Origin of the sequence: Chryseobacterium lacus, from assembly GCF_003336205.1 — a bacterium.
GTDB lineage: Bacteria > Bacteroidota > Bacteroidia > Flavobacteriales > Weeksellaceae > Chryseobacterium_A > Chryseobacterium_A lacus.
This window is the reverse complement of the sequence record NZ_QPIE01000002.1, coordinates 15,258-31,824: the sequence shown is the minus strand read 5'-3', so window position 1 is coordinate 31,824 and position 16,567 is coordinate 15,258. Positions and strand designations below refer to the sequence as shown.

Sequence of the window (16,567 nt, the reverse complement as noted above, 5' to 3'; positions counted from 1 at the left end):
TAACACAACAAAATCCCCCGCTGAACAACTCAGCGGGGGATTTCAGTTAATATGAAAGTTGAAAGAATGTTCTTTTTATTTGAGGGTGATGGTGTAAGGCATTCCCATTATAACGCCAGACTGAAGTTTAGGGTTGGTTACCTGTTCAAAAATTTTATACTGTTCATCACCCATTTTTTTGCGCAAGTATCTTGCAGAGATTTTATCTTCCTCAAAATCTTTAAAGATTTGCTCAAACTGAGTGAGTTTTTTAGGATACGCCGATACTTTGTATTCCTTTAGCTTGGCTTTCTGTGCAGCAAAATTCACCGCATCATGCAGGCTTCCCAGTTCGTCCACCAGGCCAATTTGCTTCGCACGGGTTCCACTCCATACTCTTCCTCCACCCACTTCATCAATCTGTTCAAAGGACTTTTTGCGATTTTGAGTAACAAAATACACAAACCTTTTATAAGTTCCTTCTACACTTTTGGTAAACATATCCACGGCTGACGGTGAAACTCCGTTAATAATAGAGTAGTAGTTGGAATTGGAATTAGTGGTCACATCATAGGAGTTGATTCCGTTGCGGTTGGCCAGGTCTTTAAAATAAGTGATCATTCCGAAAACACCGATGGAACCGGTAATCGTGTTGGGTTCAGAATAAATTTTATCTGCGGCCATCGCCATATAATATCCGCCTGAAGCAGCATAATCACCAAAAGAAACGACCAAAGGTTTTTTCTTTTTCAGTTCCTGCAGTTCAAACAGGATCTCGTCGGACGCGTTTGCACTTCCTCCTGGAGAATTGATGCGGAATACTACTGCTTTTATTTTATCGTTATCCGCAATTTTCTGAATTTCTTCTACGAAATTTTTAGCGTATATATTCTGATAGCCTTCGCCGTTAAATATCTGTCCGGAAGCGTATAAAACAGCAACCTGTCCGTCCTTTCCGGAAGATTTGCGGTCGCTATTGGCAGCAATATATTTTGAAACCGAGATTCTGTTCAGGTCTTTCTCTTTTTTTACTTTAAGCTTTTGTTTCAGAAGTTGGTCATACTCACTTTTTTGAATCAGTTTGTCAGCGAGTTTATGTTGTACGCTCAATTCCGGGATAATTCCATACAGGCTGTCTACCGCAGTTTTAAAAACGGCAGGTTCTATTTTTCTTGAAGCAGCAATTTTGGTGGACACAGTACTCCAAATATCATTCAAGAGTGTAGAAAGTTGTTCGCGGTTTTCTTCGGACATATCATCTCTCAGGTAAGGCTCAACGGCTGCTTTATATTTTCCATGACGAATAACCTCGAGGCCAATTCCGTATTTTTCAGCGAAACTTTTCCAGTAAATAACTTCTGTGGCCATTCCTTTCAGTTCGATACCGCCCGATGGATGCAGGTAATACTGATCCGCAACCGATCCTAAATAATAAGCAGGCTGCGATACCATATTTCCATAAGCATATACGAACTTTCCTGATTTTTTAAAATCTTCGAGAGCAGCTCTCACAGCATCCAGTTGGGTGAAGCCCGCACTTATGAAATCGGTTTCTATGCTGATTCCTTTTATTTTATCATCATTTTTGGCATTCTGAATCGCTTCCACGAAATCATACACCAGAATATTTTGGTTTTTATTGTTAAAATCAAAAATTCCCTGCTGATCTTCAGTCGGGCTGTCGATAATATTGGTTTTATAGTCTAAAGTAAGGATGGAATCACTTTTCACATTTACTTTTGGGTCTCCCATCGCAGCACTCATGGCAATCATGAAAACAAAAAACACGAAGAAGATAACTCCGATAATGAATATAGCCACTATATTTGCTAATACACTTTTAAAGAAACTTTTCATAGCTGAATCTAAATTTTACTATATGTCGCAACATAATGCCCTTTTGTTACTCGGAAGTAATCTGGGAGATACTGAAAAGAATTTGAATTGTGCGCTGAAGCGGCTTGAAGACTCCGGATGCCAAATCATAAAGAAGACGGGATTTCATTTTTCTGCGCCTGTAGAATTTTCAAGTTCTCATGAATTCTGCAATGTAGCAGTGTACGTGAATACGGTATTATCTCCTTTGAAATTGCTCGAACTCATTAAAAAGATAGAAACTGAAATGGGAAGAACTAATGACAGTTTGGCAGCCGGAAAATATGAAGACCGAATTATTGATATTGATATTGTAAAATTTCGTAACTTAGTGTTTCATTCTGAGCTACTTCAGATTCCACATAAGAAACATCTCTTTGAAAGAGCGTTTTCACAGGTACTGATTTCTGAATTGAATCAAACGGTTGAGTAGTATTAGAAATTTAAAGTCACGGAGCAGAAATTGTTATATGTTTTTCAGTTTTTTTTTCAAAATAAAAAAAATATTCAGCAAATTGACCTAAGGTACAGTATTTGTACTGGCACAGGTGTTTCTAAAAAAAACAGATAGGTTTGCCCTCAATATAAGCCGAATTAAAAGATCATTTATAAACTTTAAATAATTAAATTATGAAACTAAGTTCAACAATTGCTGCGTTAGCACTGGCAATGCCGGCTGCTTTCTTTGCACAAGATTCAGTTGCGGTTTATTCGGATCAGTACCCTAATACGTACTCTTCCGGTTCTGCTAACGTTTACCCATTCACTCAGGAATCAAAGAGATTCAACGACTGGTCTATCTCTGTAGGAGCTGGAATTCCTTTAATGCAAACCGCTACTCTTACCTCCATCAAGGATGGTGACGGTATGGGTAAAGATGTGTTCGGATACTCTGCTTACATCAGTGTTGATAAGGCTATTACTCATGCGTTTGGCCTGAAATTACAGTATGACAGAGGGGAAACCAGACAAGGATTCTTCAATACGAAAAATGATGATGCTTCTCCAACAATGCCTATAGGAGCCAGAACACAGTACGATGCCATCTCTATCTTGGGAGATATTAACTTCTCGAATCTTTTGAGAAGAGTAGATAACAAATCACCTTACAGATGGGCATTGCACGGATATGCCGGTATCGGTACTTTAGCTTACAGAGCGTATGTTGAAGACATGGCAGGACAAAGGCTGGCTCATGAAGTGAAAGCTTTCAAACCAGGATTCTCTTGGTTCGGACAGGGTGGTGCCGGTTTAAAATATAAAATTAACAATACCATCGACCTTGAAGGTAGAGTAATGTACGTTTATACCGGAGATGATGCTTTCGACGGATTGACAACAACAGCAAGAACTTCTGACAATTTCTTCAATACGACTTTAGGTCTTACTTTCAACTTAGGAAGACATCAGTCACACCTTTTCTGGCATGATCCGTTACAGGAAGTTTATTATAAACTGGATGTACTGGAGCAAAGAAACCAGGATATTGAAGTGTGCAAATCGGGAGACAACGACAATGACGGCGTTTGTGACGATTGGGACAGACAGCTTGATACACCTGCAGGAGCAAGAGTTGACGGAGCTGGAGTCGCTTTAGATACTGATTTGGATGGAGTGATTGACCTTTATGACAAGTGTGTAACCGTTCCCGGGCCTGTTGAAAATGACGGATGTCCTACAACGATGCCTTCTACAGGAGGAATTATTACTGACAACACAAGAACTTTAGAAGGAATCGAATTTGACCTTGATTCTGACAGAATTCTGCCTTCCAACACCCCGATCCTGAACAATGCAGTAAACTATATCAACTCTTCAACAGGAGCGTACAGAGTAGTGGGTGCTACAGATACAAGAGCTTCAGATGCTTATAACCAAAGACTTTCTGAAAGAAGAGCAAATAATGTTAAAAATTATTTGGTACAACAGGGAGTAAGTTCAGGGAAACTGGAAGCTGTGGGAAGAGGTGAAAAAGACCTTAAATATCCTGAGTGTGATCCGGCTACAAAATGTCCTGAATGGAAAAACAGAGCTAACAGAAGAGTATACTTCGAAGCAAAATAAATCAAAACTCATCTTTTGATATGAGAGGCTGCGCATATTTGCGCAGCTTTTTGTTTTCTTGTATTTTTACTTCATGATTACGCTGCAAGAGTTCAAGAAATTAAAAAATGAGACGCTCCAACATTTCTGGGGCTACCAACATTTCAGGGATTTACAGGACGAAATTACAGACAGTATCGCCTCCGGAAAAGATACTCTTGCGCTATTGCCTACCGGTGGCGGAAAATCTTTGTGTTATCAGCTTCCGGCGTTGATTATGGAGGGTACCTGTATGGTGGTATCGCCGCTCATTGCTTTAATGAAAGACCAGGTGATGCAATTGAAATTCAGAAATATCGAAGCGGAATATCTTTCTGCAGAACTCGATGAAGCTGAAGCTGAAGAAATTTACTCCCGATGCAGGGAAGGGATTACAAAACTCTTGTATGTCTCTCCGGAACGGCTTGCCAGTCCTGCTTTTCTGGAACATCTTCTGGATATTCAACTTTCCTTTATCGCTGTGGATGAGGCACACTGTATCTCAGAATGGGGCCAGGATTTCAGACCCGGATATCAGAACATTAAAACATTTCGGAACGATCATCCCGAACTTGCCTGCCTTGCGCTTACCGCTACCGCCACCCCAAAAGTGCTCAGTGAAATTATAGCGAAACTGGAACTGAAAGCTCCCGCTGTTTTTAAAAAAAGTTTTCAGCGAGATAACATCAGAATCTTTTCTGAAACCATTTCTGATAAATACCAATGGGTTTATGATCTTCTGCGCTATCACCAGGGTTCAGGGATCATTTATACCAAAACCAGAAAAGAGGCTGAGGAGCTTACCCAATTTCTAAAGAACCGTGATAAGAGCAGGGTGGATTTTTTCCATGCAGGTTTGTCTTCCCGGGAAAAACATCAGAAACAGCAGCGCTGGACTGCCGGTGAAAACGAAGTGTTGGTTTCTACTAATGCTTTCGGGATGGGAATTGACAAAGAAAATGTCCGTTTTATCATCCATTTTTCTGCTCCTGCCAGTTTGGAAAATTATTATCAGGAAATCGGTAGAGCCGGCCGCGATGGTAAGGAAAGTTTCGCTTTCATGATCTGGAATGAGCAGGAATTCCTTCAGTTCGATCAAATTCTGAAAAATCAAATTCCCGATAAAAAAGAATTTTTGAAAATCATTTCACACCTTTATTCCATTTTTCAGATTGCAGACAGCGAAAGGCCGGAAAGAGCGCATCAACTCTTTCTGCATCACCTTCAGAATACGACGAAATGTTCGGCAGCAAAGATCAAAAATGTGCTGAATTTTCTTCACAATCAGGAACTTATTTTTTTGAATAATCATAAAAGCCTTTCTTCTCTTGAACTCAAACTTGAGCCTCATGAAATAGATCTTCTTCCGAAGAAAGACGCTTATTTTATCGAACTATTACTGCGCAGTATTCCAGGGATTTCAACGCATAAAGTGATGTTCAGTGAACAAAATCTGAGCGTTAAAATAGGAGCTGAAATGCCGTTGATTAAAGAAAGAATTCGTGAACTTCGCGAAGCGGGCCATCTGGAATACATTGACGGTGCGCTATCGAGCATTACTTTTATTAAACCGCGGGACGACCGGTCGTTTGAAGGAAAATATTGGCATCTTTTTGAGCAGATTCAAAAAAATAAAATCAGGAAATGGGAAGAAATGAAATTTTTTGCTGCGAATAAAGACCATTGCAGAATGAAAATGATTCTCACTTATTTTGGCGAAAAAAATACCGGAAACTGCGGAACCTGTGATGTATGTGAAACCAAGAAAAGCCGTTCTTCAACAAGTATAAGTGAAGAAATTATAAAAATTCTGACGGCACAGCCTGCCACTGCGGATGAAATTTTTATGCAACTGGCTTATTGCAAAAAAGAAAAAATCCTTGAAAATATTATTCTTCTTTTGGATGTAGGAAAAATAAAAATGCTGAATTTCAGAACCTATACTTTGGCTTAGAAATTCTTAAAATGATGTTATCTTTGCATCATGAAGCCATTAAATATCGTATTTTTCGGAACTCCTGAATTTGCAAAAACATCCTTGGAAGCGATTCAAAATTCCCCACATAAGATCGCAGGCGTGGTTACAGTGCCTGACAGAGCAAGCGGTAGAGGACTGGAAATTCATCAGTCGCCGGTGAAAGTTTTTGCGGAACAACAACAATTGCCTGTTTTTCAGCCTGAAAAATTAAGAGATCCGGAATTTCTGCAACAGATGAAATCGCTGAATGCAGACGTGTTCGTCGTCGTAGCCTTTCGGATGATGCCCAAAGTACTTTTTGAAATTCCTGCGCTGGGAACGTTTAATCTTCACGCTTCCTTGCTTCCGGATTACCGTGGTGCTGCACCTATTAATTATGCAGTGATTAACGGCGAAGAAACTACAGGACTCACTACTTTTTTTATCAATGAAAAGATTGACGAAGGAAATATCCTCCTTCAGGAAAAAGTTTCTATTTTTCCTGATGAAAATGCCGGTTCTCTTCACGATAGAATGATGGAAGTAGGTGCTGCTCTGGTCGTAAAAACCCTTGACGGACTGTCCGAAGATACGCTGACGCCGAAACCACAACCCGAAGTTGAGCAGCCTAAAAACGCATTTAAAATATTTAAGGAAGACACCAAAATCAACTGGGATCAGGAAACGGATCGGGTGTATAATTTCATCCGCGGTATGTCTCCTTATCCCTGTGCTTTTACCACTTTGAAGATTGGGGAAGAGGAAAAGCAACTTAAAATTTATTCCGGAAGAAAAGAGCTTTTTTCTCATTCACATGCTCCGGCAACTGTGGAAGTAGACAAATCTACTTTTAAGATTTATACCCAGGATGGCATTTATTATCCCGAAGAAGTACAGCTGGAAGGAAAGAAAAGAATGTTGATCAAAGATTTTCTCAACGGATTTCAAAAGTATGATCACATCCGAATTCTTGCGGAACCATAACAAAAAACCCCGAATATTCCGGGGTTTTGTATGTATTAGTAATGAAATAAATTAACCGTGAGTCGGTTTCGGTGCCCATCTGTCGTACGGACTCATATCAAAACTTTTCACTTCTTCCATCGTCATCCCGAGTGCTCTCGCCAAACCTTCGCCATATTCAGCATCTGCCTTGTAGCAGTTTCTGATATGCCGGATTTGGATGAATTTTTCTGCCGCACCCACTTCCGCTGCGGTATTGCTGAAAAGAATTTCCGCTTTGCCGTCGGCTTTTATGATTCTGAAAAGATCGCCCGGCTGGGTATAATAATCTTCGTCATCATCACGGAAATTATGTGCATACGCAGTTCCTTCCAGTTCCAAGGGCGGTTCTTTTGTTTCCGGCTGTTCCTGCCATTCTCCGTAACTGTTCGGATTATAATGTAAGGTATCGCCATAATTTCCATCGACGCGCATCGCACCATCCCTGTGGAACGCATGATACGGACATCTCGGCTTGTTTACGGGAATCTGGAAATGATTCACGCCCAAACGGTAACGCTGAGCATCACCATAGGAAAAAAGACGACCCTGAAGCATCTTATCCGGCGAGAAGCCGATGCCGGGAACAATATTGGTGGGATTAAAAGCTGCTTGTTCCACATCAGCATGGTAATTTTCAGGGTTTTTGTTCAGTTCAAATTCCCCCACCGGAATCAGCGGAAAGTCCTTTTTCGACCAGACTTTGGTAAGATCAAAAGGATGAAAGCGGTACGTTTTAGCCTGCTCTTCTGTCATAATCTGAACGTACAGTTTCCACTTTGGGAAATCGCCTCTTTCAATGGCGTCGAAAAGGTCTCGCTGTGCAGATTCTCTGTCGTGTCCGATAATAGAAGCTGCCTCTTCGTTGCTCAGGTTTTCTATTCCCTGTTGTGTGCGGAAATGAAACTTCACCCAATGCCGCACGTTATCCGTGTTTATAAAACTGTAGGTATGACTTCCGAAACCGTGCATGTGCCGGTATCCGTTTGGAATTCCGCGGTCGCTCATCACAATGGTGACTTGATGTAATGCTTCGGGCAACAAAGTCCAGAAATCCCAATTGTTGTTGGCACTTCTCATATTGGTTTTGGGATCACGTTTTACAGCGTGATTTAAGTCTGGAAATTTCATGGGATCTCGGAAGAAGAAAACGGGAGTATTGTTTCCTACCAGATCCCAGATGCCTTCATCAGTATAAAATTTCAGAGCAAAACCCCTGATATCACGCTCAGCGTCGGCAGCCCCTCTTTCGCCAGCAACTGTAGAGAAACGGGCAAACATTTCTGTCTTTTTCCCGATTTCACTGAAGATATGGGCTTTCGTGAAAGGGGTAATGTCGTGGGTAACGGTAAACGTCCCAAAAGCACCGGAACCTTTGGCGTGCATTCTTCTTTCTGGGATAACCTCTCTGTCGAAGTTAGCCATTTTTTCCAGAAACCAAAAATCCTGCATCAACAAGGGGCCTCGCGGTCCAGCGGTCATTGCATTTTGATTGTCAGGTACAGGAGCACCGGTTTGCCGTGTCAGTTTTTTCTTGTCCATAGTCATATTTTGTTAAATTGGTGAAGCTAAATTATTCAGATTTTTGCTAATAGGAACTAAACTGTTATAGATATTAAGAATAACAGCAGTGCTATATTACGTATAAAGTTATGAAAAATTAGTTACCGGCGTATGGTTTACTCTACAGTTTTCATATTATTTCCGTCAGCGAAATGAAGCCTTTTAAATACATTACTGGACAATATCGTCAGCAATCCGATGGTGAGAAAAGTATATCGGAAGGCATTGTGGATTTCACCGGAGATCAGATTGGTCTGTGTTTCGAAGATGTTAAGAATTAATAAACCTAGCGAAATTCCGAATCCTACCGCAAGCTGCTGATTGACGGATAAAAGAGAGTTGCCGCTGCTGGTATGGAAACTTCTCAGGTCTGCAATGGAAATAGTGTTCATAGACGTAAACTGAATAGAATTGAAAAATCCCATTAATGCGATAATAGGCACAAACCAATAGAGAGAATCCGCAATTCCAGGTACGGCCAGGAATATAATGAGTATGCCCAAAATAATAGTGTTGTAATACAAGGTTTTCCGATAACCAAATCTGTTCAGAATCTGGATCACATAATTCTTTCCAAACATGGCCGTTAAAGCCATCGGTGCGACAATCCACCCTGAAATAACAGCAGATCCACCGTAGGCTATCTGTATCATCAACGGTAACAGGAGTGGAACGGAACTGATGCCAAGACGGGTCACCATATTTCCCACAATGCCTACCCGGAAAGTGCGCACCTGAAAAAGATTCAGCGGAAACAAGGGGTTGGTCGCTTTTTTAGCATGACGGTAATAAAAATAAAATAGTAGGAAACCCAGAATAAAAATCATCAGAATAGGAGTGATGTTCTGCGTATTACCAAACAATTCGAGGGAAACCGAAAGCAGAAGCGATGCTGCGGCGAAAATGAGAAATCCTTTAAGATCAAAATGTGTTTCTCCCGAATGGTAGTCCGGCATGTATTTCATTCCCAAAATAATTCCGGCAATTCCAAAAGGAATATTGATGATAAAAATCCAATGCCAGGACAGGTAATCTACGAGATAACCGCCCAACAAAGGCCCGAGAACAGGCCCGATAAGAGCAGGAATAATAGCGTAGTTCAGGGCTTTTACCAATTCATTTTTTTTATAGGTTTTGATCATGGCCAGTTTGCCTACTGGTGTCATCAGCGCACCGCCAAGTCCCTGAATGACTCTGGAAACGACCAGTTGTGTAAGATCCTGTGAAAGGGAGCAGAACACGGAACCCAGACTGAAAAGTACCAGCGAAAGAATGAAAGTTTTTCTGGTTCCGAATTTGTCCGCCAAAAATCCGCTGGCCGGCATGAACAGAGCCAAGGTGAGTACATAGCTTATGATGGCGTTCTGCATGTTTAGCGGAGATTCGTTCAGGCTTTCTGCAATAGATGGTAGAGCGGTATTCAGAATCGTGGAATCCAACATCTGCATGAAAATAGATGTTGCCATGATGATCGGAAGAATTTTTTTGATTTTGTCGTTTATCTGATTTGTATCTGTACGCATTTCATGAACGGAAAATAAAGAGATATTAATAAGCAGAAAAAAACCTGCCAGAAGCAGGTTTTGAAATTAATATTTTCTTGGTCGGTGTTCCACGTCCGTCCACGGACCGCCGTCTTTTTTGTACCTCACAAAGATGAAGTTTTCGAAATCTAAGGTTTTGTATTCAATATTATCGGAACCTATCTGAAATGCTCGGATATAAATATAATCGGCATCACTCTTCACTTTTCTGTCGCCCATTCTGGCCTCTTCGGGCACATAATTCGGGAACTTGTATTCCGGCAAAATCTCGTGAAGCAGTCTGTAGAAATCAGGATTCTTTTTTTCGTCCGGAATAATGCTTACAATTTTATGGTCTCTTTCATTAATCCACAAGTAATAGATTTTCTGTTCCGCAGTTTTCACATTTTCAGATGTGAAAGAATAAAGCTTCTTTGGCAGCAGGGTGACTATTCTTTCCGGTTTGATGACGTCGAAATACTTTTCATTCTGAGGATCCACATAGGTTTCCAGGTTGAGAGCCATGATAGGATTACTCCAGTCTTTGTTTTTAAGGTACTGATCCAGTGACAATTCGGCTTCAGCTCTGAATTTTTTATTTTCTTCAGATAAGTTTTTGGTAGGAATCTGTGGCGTAATTTCTTTCACAAAAGAATACAGCACCTTCGGCTTGATGCCATCCAGATGCGGATACGCTTTCAGTTGTTCCATTTTAGTGAGCCAGTAATATTGCTGATAGAAATCTTCTTTATCCTTAGATTTTACATTTTTATAAGAAACACCCAGTTTTCTGGAATTCATTACATTTTCAAACTTATTCTTCTGTGCAAAAGAAAAATTAAAGGCGAATAGTACAGCAATAAGTAGAGATAGGTTTCTTTTCATCTTTTATGAATATTTTATCATTGTTCAAATATAGTTATTTATTGGATATTTTTAAAAGCGAAATGTTAAAATTGAAATTATTATTCATTGAGACGGGTCTCCTGAAAGAAAATATGTTTAAGCCTATAAGATTCTTCTTTTGTTTTGTAATTACAACATTAAATCAGCCACTCGCTATTCCATTCGTTGTATCAAAGCCATGTAAAACCCGTCGTAGCCTTCGCTGGGCATGATGTTTTCTTCACGGATAAGGGTGTATTCCGGATTGTTTTTCAGAAATGAGGCTACCTGTTCATTATTTTCTGAAGGAAGCACGGAGCAGGTGGCGTATACCATTTTGCCTCCTATTTTCAGCATTTTTGAATAATCCTGAAGAATCTGCTGCTGCTCATTTTTTATTCTGTCGATGAAATCCTGATCGATTTTCCATTTGCTGTCCGGATTTCTTTTCAGAACACCCAGCCCGGAACAAGGTGCATCTATCAACACACGATCGGCTTTGCCGTGCAGCCTTTTGATGACTTTATTGTCTTCTATAACGCGGGTTTCAATATTGTGTGCTCCGGCTCTTTTGGCCCGGCGCTTCAGCTCGGCCAGTTTCCAATTGTAGATGTCCAGCGCAATGATCTGTCCCTTATTTTTCATTAATGCAGCCAGATGAAGTGTCTTTCCTCCGGCTCCTGCACAGGCATCCACCACGCGCATTCCGTCCTGTACATCCAGCATTTCCCCTATTTTCTGGGAACTGGCATCCTGAACTTCAAAAAGTCCGTCCTTGAAAGCTGAAGTCAGAAACACATTTTTTTTCTCTTCCAGTTGTACAGCGTCAGGATATTTTTTCAGAGGGAAACTTTCCACCTGTTCTTCGCGCAGTTCATTGACTAGCTCGTGAACAGAGGTTTTCAATGTATTCGCCCGAAGTACTGTGGGAGCCTGTTCGTTTAGGGCAATCATTTCTTTCTCCCAGTCCGAGCCCAGTTCTTTTTCCATGGTCTCTGCCAGCCATTCCGGTACAGAATGCTGAATGGCCTTGGAAGGGAAGGATGTTTTCTCTAATTTTTTCAGAATATCAGCCGTTTTGATCCCGTCGAATTCTTCAAATTTTTTATATTTTGTTTTGCTCCACAGCAGGTAGGCGAGGATGAGTTTATAGATATTGCCGGGTTTTACCCCTTCGCCCATGTAATATTCTAGGCGTTTTTTCCACCGGATGATGTTGTAAAATATTTCAGAAACCACAGCTCTGTCTTGGCTACCCCATTTTTTATGGGCTTTCAGCAGGCGTTCGATGACTTTATCTGCATATTTATTTTTCTCAAAAAAGGTTTCCTGCAGGGCATCGTGGATTCCTATCAGTAAGTTTCGGTGAATCAATTCCATGCGGCAAAAATACAAAAAAAATCCCGCGTGTGCGGGATTTTAAAAAGTGGCGGAGAAAGAGGGATTCGAACCCCCGGACCTGTTACAGTCAACAGTTTTCAAGACTGCCGCAATCGACCACTCTGCCATTTCTCCAAAAAAACAGATGTTCCGTTTTCAGTGGTGCAAATATAAAACTCTTCGTGGATAATGCAAAATATTTTAGAGGTATTTTCGTGAAGGCTGGGAGAGGAAATCTCTCGGCTGTCTGCAACCTTGCAAAAACTGAGAGAGGCACATTTGATGCTTAAGCATTTATGATAAAAAAAAATAATGATGCACTTTAGAAAAAACATTTTATTGGGTTGCATAGCTGGAGATTTATTGGGTTCCTCCTATGCGCACCGTCCGTATGAAATAGGGGATGAAAATCTTTTAAATCCAGACGCTACATTTTCAGATGAGACTCTTTTTGCAGATGCTCTGCTCACTGAAAAATGTGTTATAAAGCGTATTTGCCACTATTTTGGCACCTATGCCACTAAAAAGTTCACTTCTCCTTTTTTAGATTTTCTGATTGGAGGAGATCCTTATGCAATGAATCTATACAGCAAACCTGTGTTGTTGCGATTTATCCCCATTCCTTATATAGCTAATAGTTTTTGCAGCCTCCCGGAGATTTCCCAAACGGTGCTGGATGCCACAAAAAACGACGGAGGTTCACTTCAGGCGTCCCGTTTCATTACAACGGCTCTCTATCTTTGTATCTGTGGTTACAGAAAGAACGATATCAAGAATACGCTGGATCAATACATTCCCGGATACCGTCATACACAGACTCTTGAAAAACTAAGAAAATGCTTCAGACATCCGCTTCATGCTCAGTTTATTGCGCCTCTGGCTTTCCAAGCATTTATGGAAAGTGATTCTTATGAACACGCCATCCGAAATGCACTTGAAATTGGGGTCAGTCCTGAAGCTTTAGCTTCGCTATCCGCAGCCTTTGCCATGGCCTATTATCAGGAGATGCCTCAGGAGATAGCGGAATTTACCCTGATGCGCTTGCCGATGTCCTTTGTTGAAATTGCGCTGCAGTTTCAGGAACGGTTTGTATTGAATTAGTAAAACGCACAGAATTATTTTTAAAAAGCAGAGTTTATAATTTGTTGAAAATTATAAATATTTCGTTAGTTTTGTTGTGAAGCGTAATGAAAATTATTATAAATGTTTCAAATTAATTAAATAATTTGCCCGGTTAATGATGTAAGTCAAAAAGGATTTATATCTGAAATACCGGCTTCCAATATATATATATATATGATATTAACATGGTCATCACGACAGAATCTTGAAATTCAGTAGACAATTCCCTAAAACATTTATCTATCTTGAAAGTTCATCTTATTTACACCCCTGATGTTCATCCTCAGCTAATAGATGAAGTAGAGGAAATTCTGAAAAGTGTTTCAGGACCTATAGTGTTTGGCGTGAGGGACGTGAAATGGAAAGCCGTGCAACTCCAGCAGGTAAATCAGCAACACTATCGTTCTGATTTCAGATTTTTATTAGCATCTGAGGATAAGATTCAGCCTTATCGGGAAGCACTTGGTTATCCGTTAAGTTGGCGGGAGTTGTTTTTTCTTTGTGAGCAAGCGCGAATGTCTGAGGAATTCTCTCCGGAAGATTTTGTAATTCTGATTACCAACCGCAGAAATTCGATGAATTACTTCAGTATGTTCGATACTGGTGGAAAAAAAAATGCTTTTGTTCAATCTTCAGACTGGGATGTTTTCCTGAAGGCTTCAGAGTGTTTTCCGGTTGCATATGAAGTGGTGGCCAATCTCCTGAGAATCTTGATGAAATTTGATCTCTCTGAGAATATGGAAGTTAATTTTCATATGGATTCTATTGGATGCATGAACGATTTCTGTGAAAACAAAAGCCAGATTATCCTGAAATTAAGAACCGCTGATCTGTGTCTTTCCTGTCTTCAGCGTTTGGATGACAATGGCGTTGCTTCCGGAATAATTATGCGGTCGCTTGCCATTTTTGAGAAAATCAGGTCGCAGTTAAAATTCTCGCAAGGTTTATCCAGAAATGCAAAGCCTAAAAAACTGACCATTACTGACAAAGGAAAAATTCAGATTGGAGAATTGGAACTTCGTTTAACACCCTTAGAGAAAACGATTTGGGTTTTCTTTCTTTCACATCCGGAAGGGATACGTCTTGCTGAATTAGATGAATATGAGATGGAAATTTTTTCCTTATATCAGTTGATGAAAATAAGAACCGCACGGGAAAATATTCAAAAATTGGTAGATAATATTGATGGCAATTTCTCCTATAACAAATCGAGGCTCAACAAAAAAATACGAGATCAGATTGGGGAACCTCTTGCCCACTATTACTGCATTACGGGAATCCCCGGTGAGAAATTCTCTATTCCTTTGGAAAGAACATTTGTTTCAATGCCAGATGATTTCCAGGTAAATCAAGCTTAAATTAATGGTGCTTTTTTTTGTCCAAATCAGGCGATTGTTATATCATTAAGCTGCTTCCTTAACGCTCCTCATTGCAGGTTTTTAATAAAAATTTTATTTTTTTAAGCTCGTGCTTTTTTGCTATTCTGTAAAATCTCCCTACCTTTAAGCACCAATGAAATATGTGAAATGACAAAGAATACAAACGATTTCGGAATCGAAAAATCCCTTAAAAATTTAGGTATTACTTCAGAAAACTACGGCGTATCTGCCGGCGGAACTTCCTTCGGAAATGGCGCAGTTATCGAAAGCTTTTCTCCTACAGACGGAAAACTGATTGCCAAAATAAAGTCGGGAAATGAAGCCGATTATGCACAAATTATCAAAAAATCAAAAAAGGCTTTTCAGGAATTCAGAATGATGCCCGCTCCCAAAAGAGGAGAGTTGGTGCGGCAATTTGGAAATAAATTAAGAGAAAAAAAAGACGATCTCGGAAAACTCGTTTCCTATGAAATGGGAAAATCACTTCAGGAAGGCTTGGGTGAAGTTCAGGAAATGATAGACATTTGTGATTTCGCTGTCGGGCTTTCCAGGCAACTTCACGGGTTTACCATGCATTCAGAAAGGCCTTCGCACCGGATGTATGAGCAGTACCATCCACTTGGTATTGTGGGCGTTATTTCCGCTTTCAATTTTCCTGTTGCCGTATGGAGCTGGAACACCGCGCTTTCATGGATCTGTGGAAATGTGACCGTTTGGAAACCGTCTGAGAAAGTTGGTTTATGCGCCATTGCCTGTCAGAACATCATTGCCGAAGTTTTAAAAGAAAATGATATGCCTGAAGGTATTTCAGGAATGATTGTCGCAGATCACACCATTGGCCAAAAAATAGTGGACGATAAAAATATTGCGCTGGTTTCCTTTACCGGTTCCACCAAAGTGGGCAGAATGGTAGGAGCGAAAGTGGCAGAACGTTTCGGAAAATCCATTTTGGAATTGGGAGGTAATAACGCCATTATTATTTCTGAACATGCAGACTTGGATATGGCCATTATCGGCGCAGTTTTCGGCGCAGTAGGAACGGCCGGCCAAAGATGTACTTCTACCAGAAGGCTTATTATTCACGAATCCGTTTATGATGAAATGAAAAACCGACTAGTTCAGGCATACGGCCAGTTGAAAATTGGAAATCCGCTGGATGAAAATAATCACGTAGGGCCGCTGATTGATACCGATGCAGTGAAACAGTATGAAGCTTCTATTGAAAAATGTAAAAAAGAAGGAGGCAGGTTCATCGTAGAAGGTGAAGTGCTTTCCGGCAATCAGTACGCTTCCGGATGTTATGTAAAACCATGTATTGCTGAAGTGGAGAATTCCTACGAAATAGTGCAGCATGAAACTTTCGCTCCTATTTTATATATCATGAAATATAACACATTGGACGAAGCAATTGCCATTCAGAATGATGTTCCGCAAGGGTTGTCTTCTGCAATAATGACTCAGAATCTGCGTGAAGCCGAACTTTTCCTTTCCCATGCTGGTTCAGACTGCGGGATTGCAAACGTGAATATCGGAACTTCAGGAGCAGAAATCGGGGGTGCTTTTGGTGGTGAAAAAGAAACCGGCGGCGGCCGCGAATCTGGGTCCGATGTATGGAAATACTATATGAGAAGACAAACCAATACCATCAATTATTCTACAACATTGCCTCTTGCTCAGGGCATTAAGTTCGATTTGAGCGGTAATGAAAAAAAAGAAATTGATGCGGTGTAAAACATCACGAAGGCAAACGATGATCATGCTGAGCCTGTCGAAGCATTAAAACATGAAAACCTATTTTGTTTATATTGTTCAATGTTCTG

12 protein-coding genes and 1 tRNA gene are annotated in these 16,567 nt (G+C 40.5%); 7 read left to right on the top strand and 6 right to left on the bottom strand.

The genetic code is table 11. The annotated features are described in order from the left end of the window. Positions 1 to 75: 75 nt before the first annotated feature. Entirely contained in the window at positions 76 to 1,836 is a 1,761-nt protein-coding gene (gene sppA / locus DQ356_RS02190; RefSeq protein ID WP_114302844.1) for a signal peptide peptidase SppA, read from the bottom strand. Between the two features lie 22 nt (positions 1,837 to 1,858). Here sppA and folK point away from each other — a divergent pair, with 22 nt between their 5' ends. From folK to fmt, 4 genes are all read left to right on the top strand, one after another. Then, the gene (folK, locus tag DQ356_RS02185) at positions 1,859 to 2,287 is read left to right on the top strand and encodes a 2-amino-4-hydroxy-6-hydroxymethyldihydropteridine diphosphokinase (RefSeq protein ID WP_114302843.1); all 429 of its coding nucleotides are present in this window, start codon (positions 1,859 to 1,861) and stop codon (positions 2,285 to 2,287) included. A 197-nt stretch (positions 2,288 to 2,484) separates the two neighbouring features. Beyond that, a complete protein-coding gene (locus DQ356_RS02180) occupies positions 2,485 to 3,918 on the top strand; it encodes an OmpA family protein (RefSeq protein ID WP_114302842.1) in 1,434 nt (477 codons plus the stop codon). A 73-nt stretch (positions 3,919 to 3,991) separates the two neighbouring features. Next, complete coding sequence (locus DQ356_RS02175) at positions 3,992 to 5,890, top strand: RecQ family ATP-dependent DNA helicase (RefSeq protein WP_114302841.1); 1,899 nt, start codon at positions 3,992 to 3,994, stop codon at positions 5,888 to 5,890. A gap of 30 nt (positions 5,891 to 5,920) precedes the next feature. Continuing rightward, positions 5,921 to 6,877, top strand: coding sequence for a methionyl-tRNA formyltransferase (gene fmt / locus DQ356_RS02170; protein WP_114302840.1), 957 nt, complete (start codon positions 5,921 to 5,923; stop codon positions 6,875 to 6,877). 51 nt (positions 6,878 to 6,928) lie between these two features. Here fmt and DQ356_RS02165 read toward each other — a convergent pair whose 3' ends face one another. From DQ356_RS02165 to DQ356_RS02145, 5 genes are all read right to left on the bottom strand, one after another. Beyond that, a complete protein-coding gene (locus DQ356_RS02165) occupies positions 6,929 to 8,437 on the bottom strand; it encodes a catalase (protein WP_114303132.1) in 1,509 nt (502 codons plus the stop codon). Positions 8,438 to 8,574: 137 nt separating this feature from the next. Beyond that, complete coding sequence (locus DQ356_RS02160; RefSeq protein ID WP_114302839.1) at positions 8,575 to 9,981, bottom strand: MFS transporter; 1,407 nt, start codon at positions 9,979 to 9,981, stop codon at positions 8,575 to 8,577. Positions 9,982 to 10,047: 66 nt separating this feature from the next. Then, positions 10,048 to 10,866 (bottom strand): hypothetical protein, encoded by an 819-nt coding sequence (locus DQ356_RS02155; RefSeq protein WP_114302838.1) that lies wholly within the window; start codon positions 10,864 to 10,866, stop codon positions 10,048 to 10,050. A gap of 174 nt (positions 10,867 to 11,040) precedes the next feature. Continuing rightward, positions 11,041 to 12,246: an RsmB/NOP family class I SAM-dependent RNA methyltransferase gene (locus DQ356_RS02150; RefSeq protein ID WP_114302837.1), complete on the bottom strand. Its 1,206-nt coding sequence runs from the start codon at positions 12,244 to 12,246 to the stop codon at positions 11,041 to 11,043. Positions 12,247 to 12,293: 47 nt separating this feature from the next. Further along, positions 12,294 to 12,381, bottom strand: a tRNA-Ser gene (locus DQ356_RS02145). A 177-nt stretch (positions 12,382 to 12,558) separates the two neighbouring features. Here DQ356_RS02145 and DQ356_RS02140 point away from each other — a divergent pair. From DQ356_RS02140 to amaB, 3 genes are all read left to right on the top strand, one after another. Then, complete coding sequence (locus DQ356_RS02140; RefSeq protein WP_114302836.1) at positions 12,559 to 13,347, top strand: hypothetical protein; 789 nt, start codon at positions 12,559 to 12,561, stop codon at positions 13,345 to 13,347. Between the two features lie 266 nt (positions 13,348 to 13,613). Continuing rightward, positions 13,614 to 14,726, top strand: coding sequence for a hypothetical protein (locus DQ356_RS02135; protein ID WP_114302835.1), 1,113 nt, complete (start codon positions 13,614 to 13,616; stop codon positions 14,724 to 14,726). Between the two features lie 168 nt (positions 14,727 to 14,894). Next, on the top strand, positions 14,895 to 16,478 hold the full coding sequence (amaB, locus tag DQ356_RS02130; RefSeq protein ID WP_114302834.1) for an L-piperidine-6-carboxylate dehydrogenase: 1,584 nt from the start codon (positions 14,895 to 14,897) through the stop codon (positions 16,476 to 16,478). Positions 16,479 to 16,567: the final 89 nt, after the last annotated feature.

Bases quoted from the DNA above. Each gene is read 5' to 3' on its own strand.
- sppA (WP_114302844.1), bottom strand. From the start codon at position 1,836: ATGAAAAGTTTCTTTAAAAGTGTATTAGCAAATATAGTGGCTATATTC.
- folK (WP_114302843.1), top strand. From the start codon at position 1,859: ATGTCGCAACATAATGCCCTTTTGTTACTCGGAAGTAATCTGGGAGAT.
- DQ356_RS02180 (WP_114302842.1), top strand. From the start codon at position 2,485: ATGAAACTAAGTTCAACAATTGCTGCGTTAGCACTGGCAATGCCGGCT.
- DQ356_RS02175 (WP_114302841.1), top strand. From the start codon at position 3,992: ATGATTACGCTGCAAGAGTTCAAGAAATTAAAAAATGAGACGCTCCAA.
- fmt (WP_114302840.1), top strand. From the start codon at position 5,921: ATGAAGCCATTAAATATCGTATTTTTCGGAACTCCTGAATTTGCAAAA.
- DQ356_RS02165 (WP_114303132.1), bottom strand. From the start codon at position 8,437: ATGGACAAGAAAAAACTGACACGGCAAACCGGTGCTCCTGTACCTGAC.
- DQ356_RS02160 (WP_114302839.1), bottom strand. From the start codon at position 9,981: ATGCGTACAGATACAAATCAGATAAACGACAAAATCAAAAAAATTCTT.
- DQ356_RS02155 (WP_114302838.1), bottom strand. From the start codon at position 10,866: ATGAAAAGAAACCTATCTCTACTTATTGCTGTACTATTCGCCTTTAAT.
- DQ356_RS02150 (WP_114302837.1), bottom strand. From the start codon at position 12,246: ATGGAATTGATTCACCGAAACTTACTGATAGGAATCCACGATGCCCTG.
- DQ356_RS02140 (WP_114302836.1), top strand. From the start codon at position 12,559: ATGATGCACTTTAGAAAAAACATTTTATTGGGTTGCATAGCTGGAGAT.
- amaB (WP_114302834.1), top strand. From the start codon at position 14,895: ATGACAAAGAATACAAACGATTTCGGAATCGAAAAATCCCTTAAAAAT.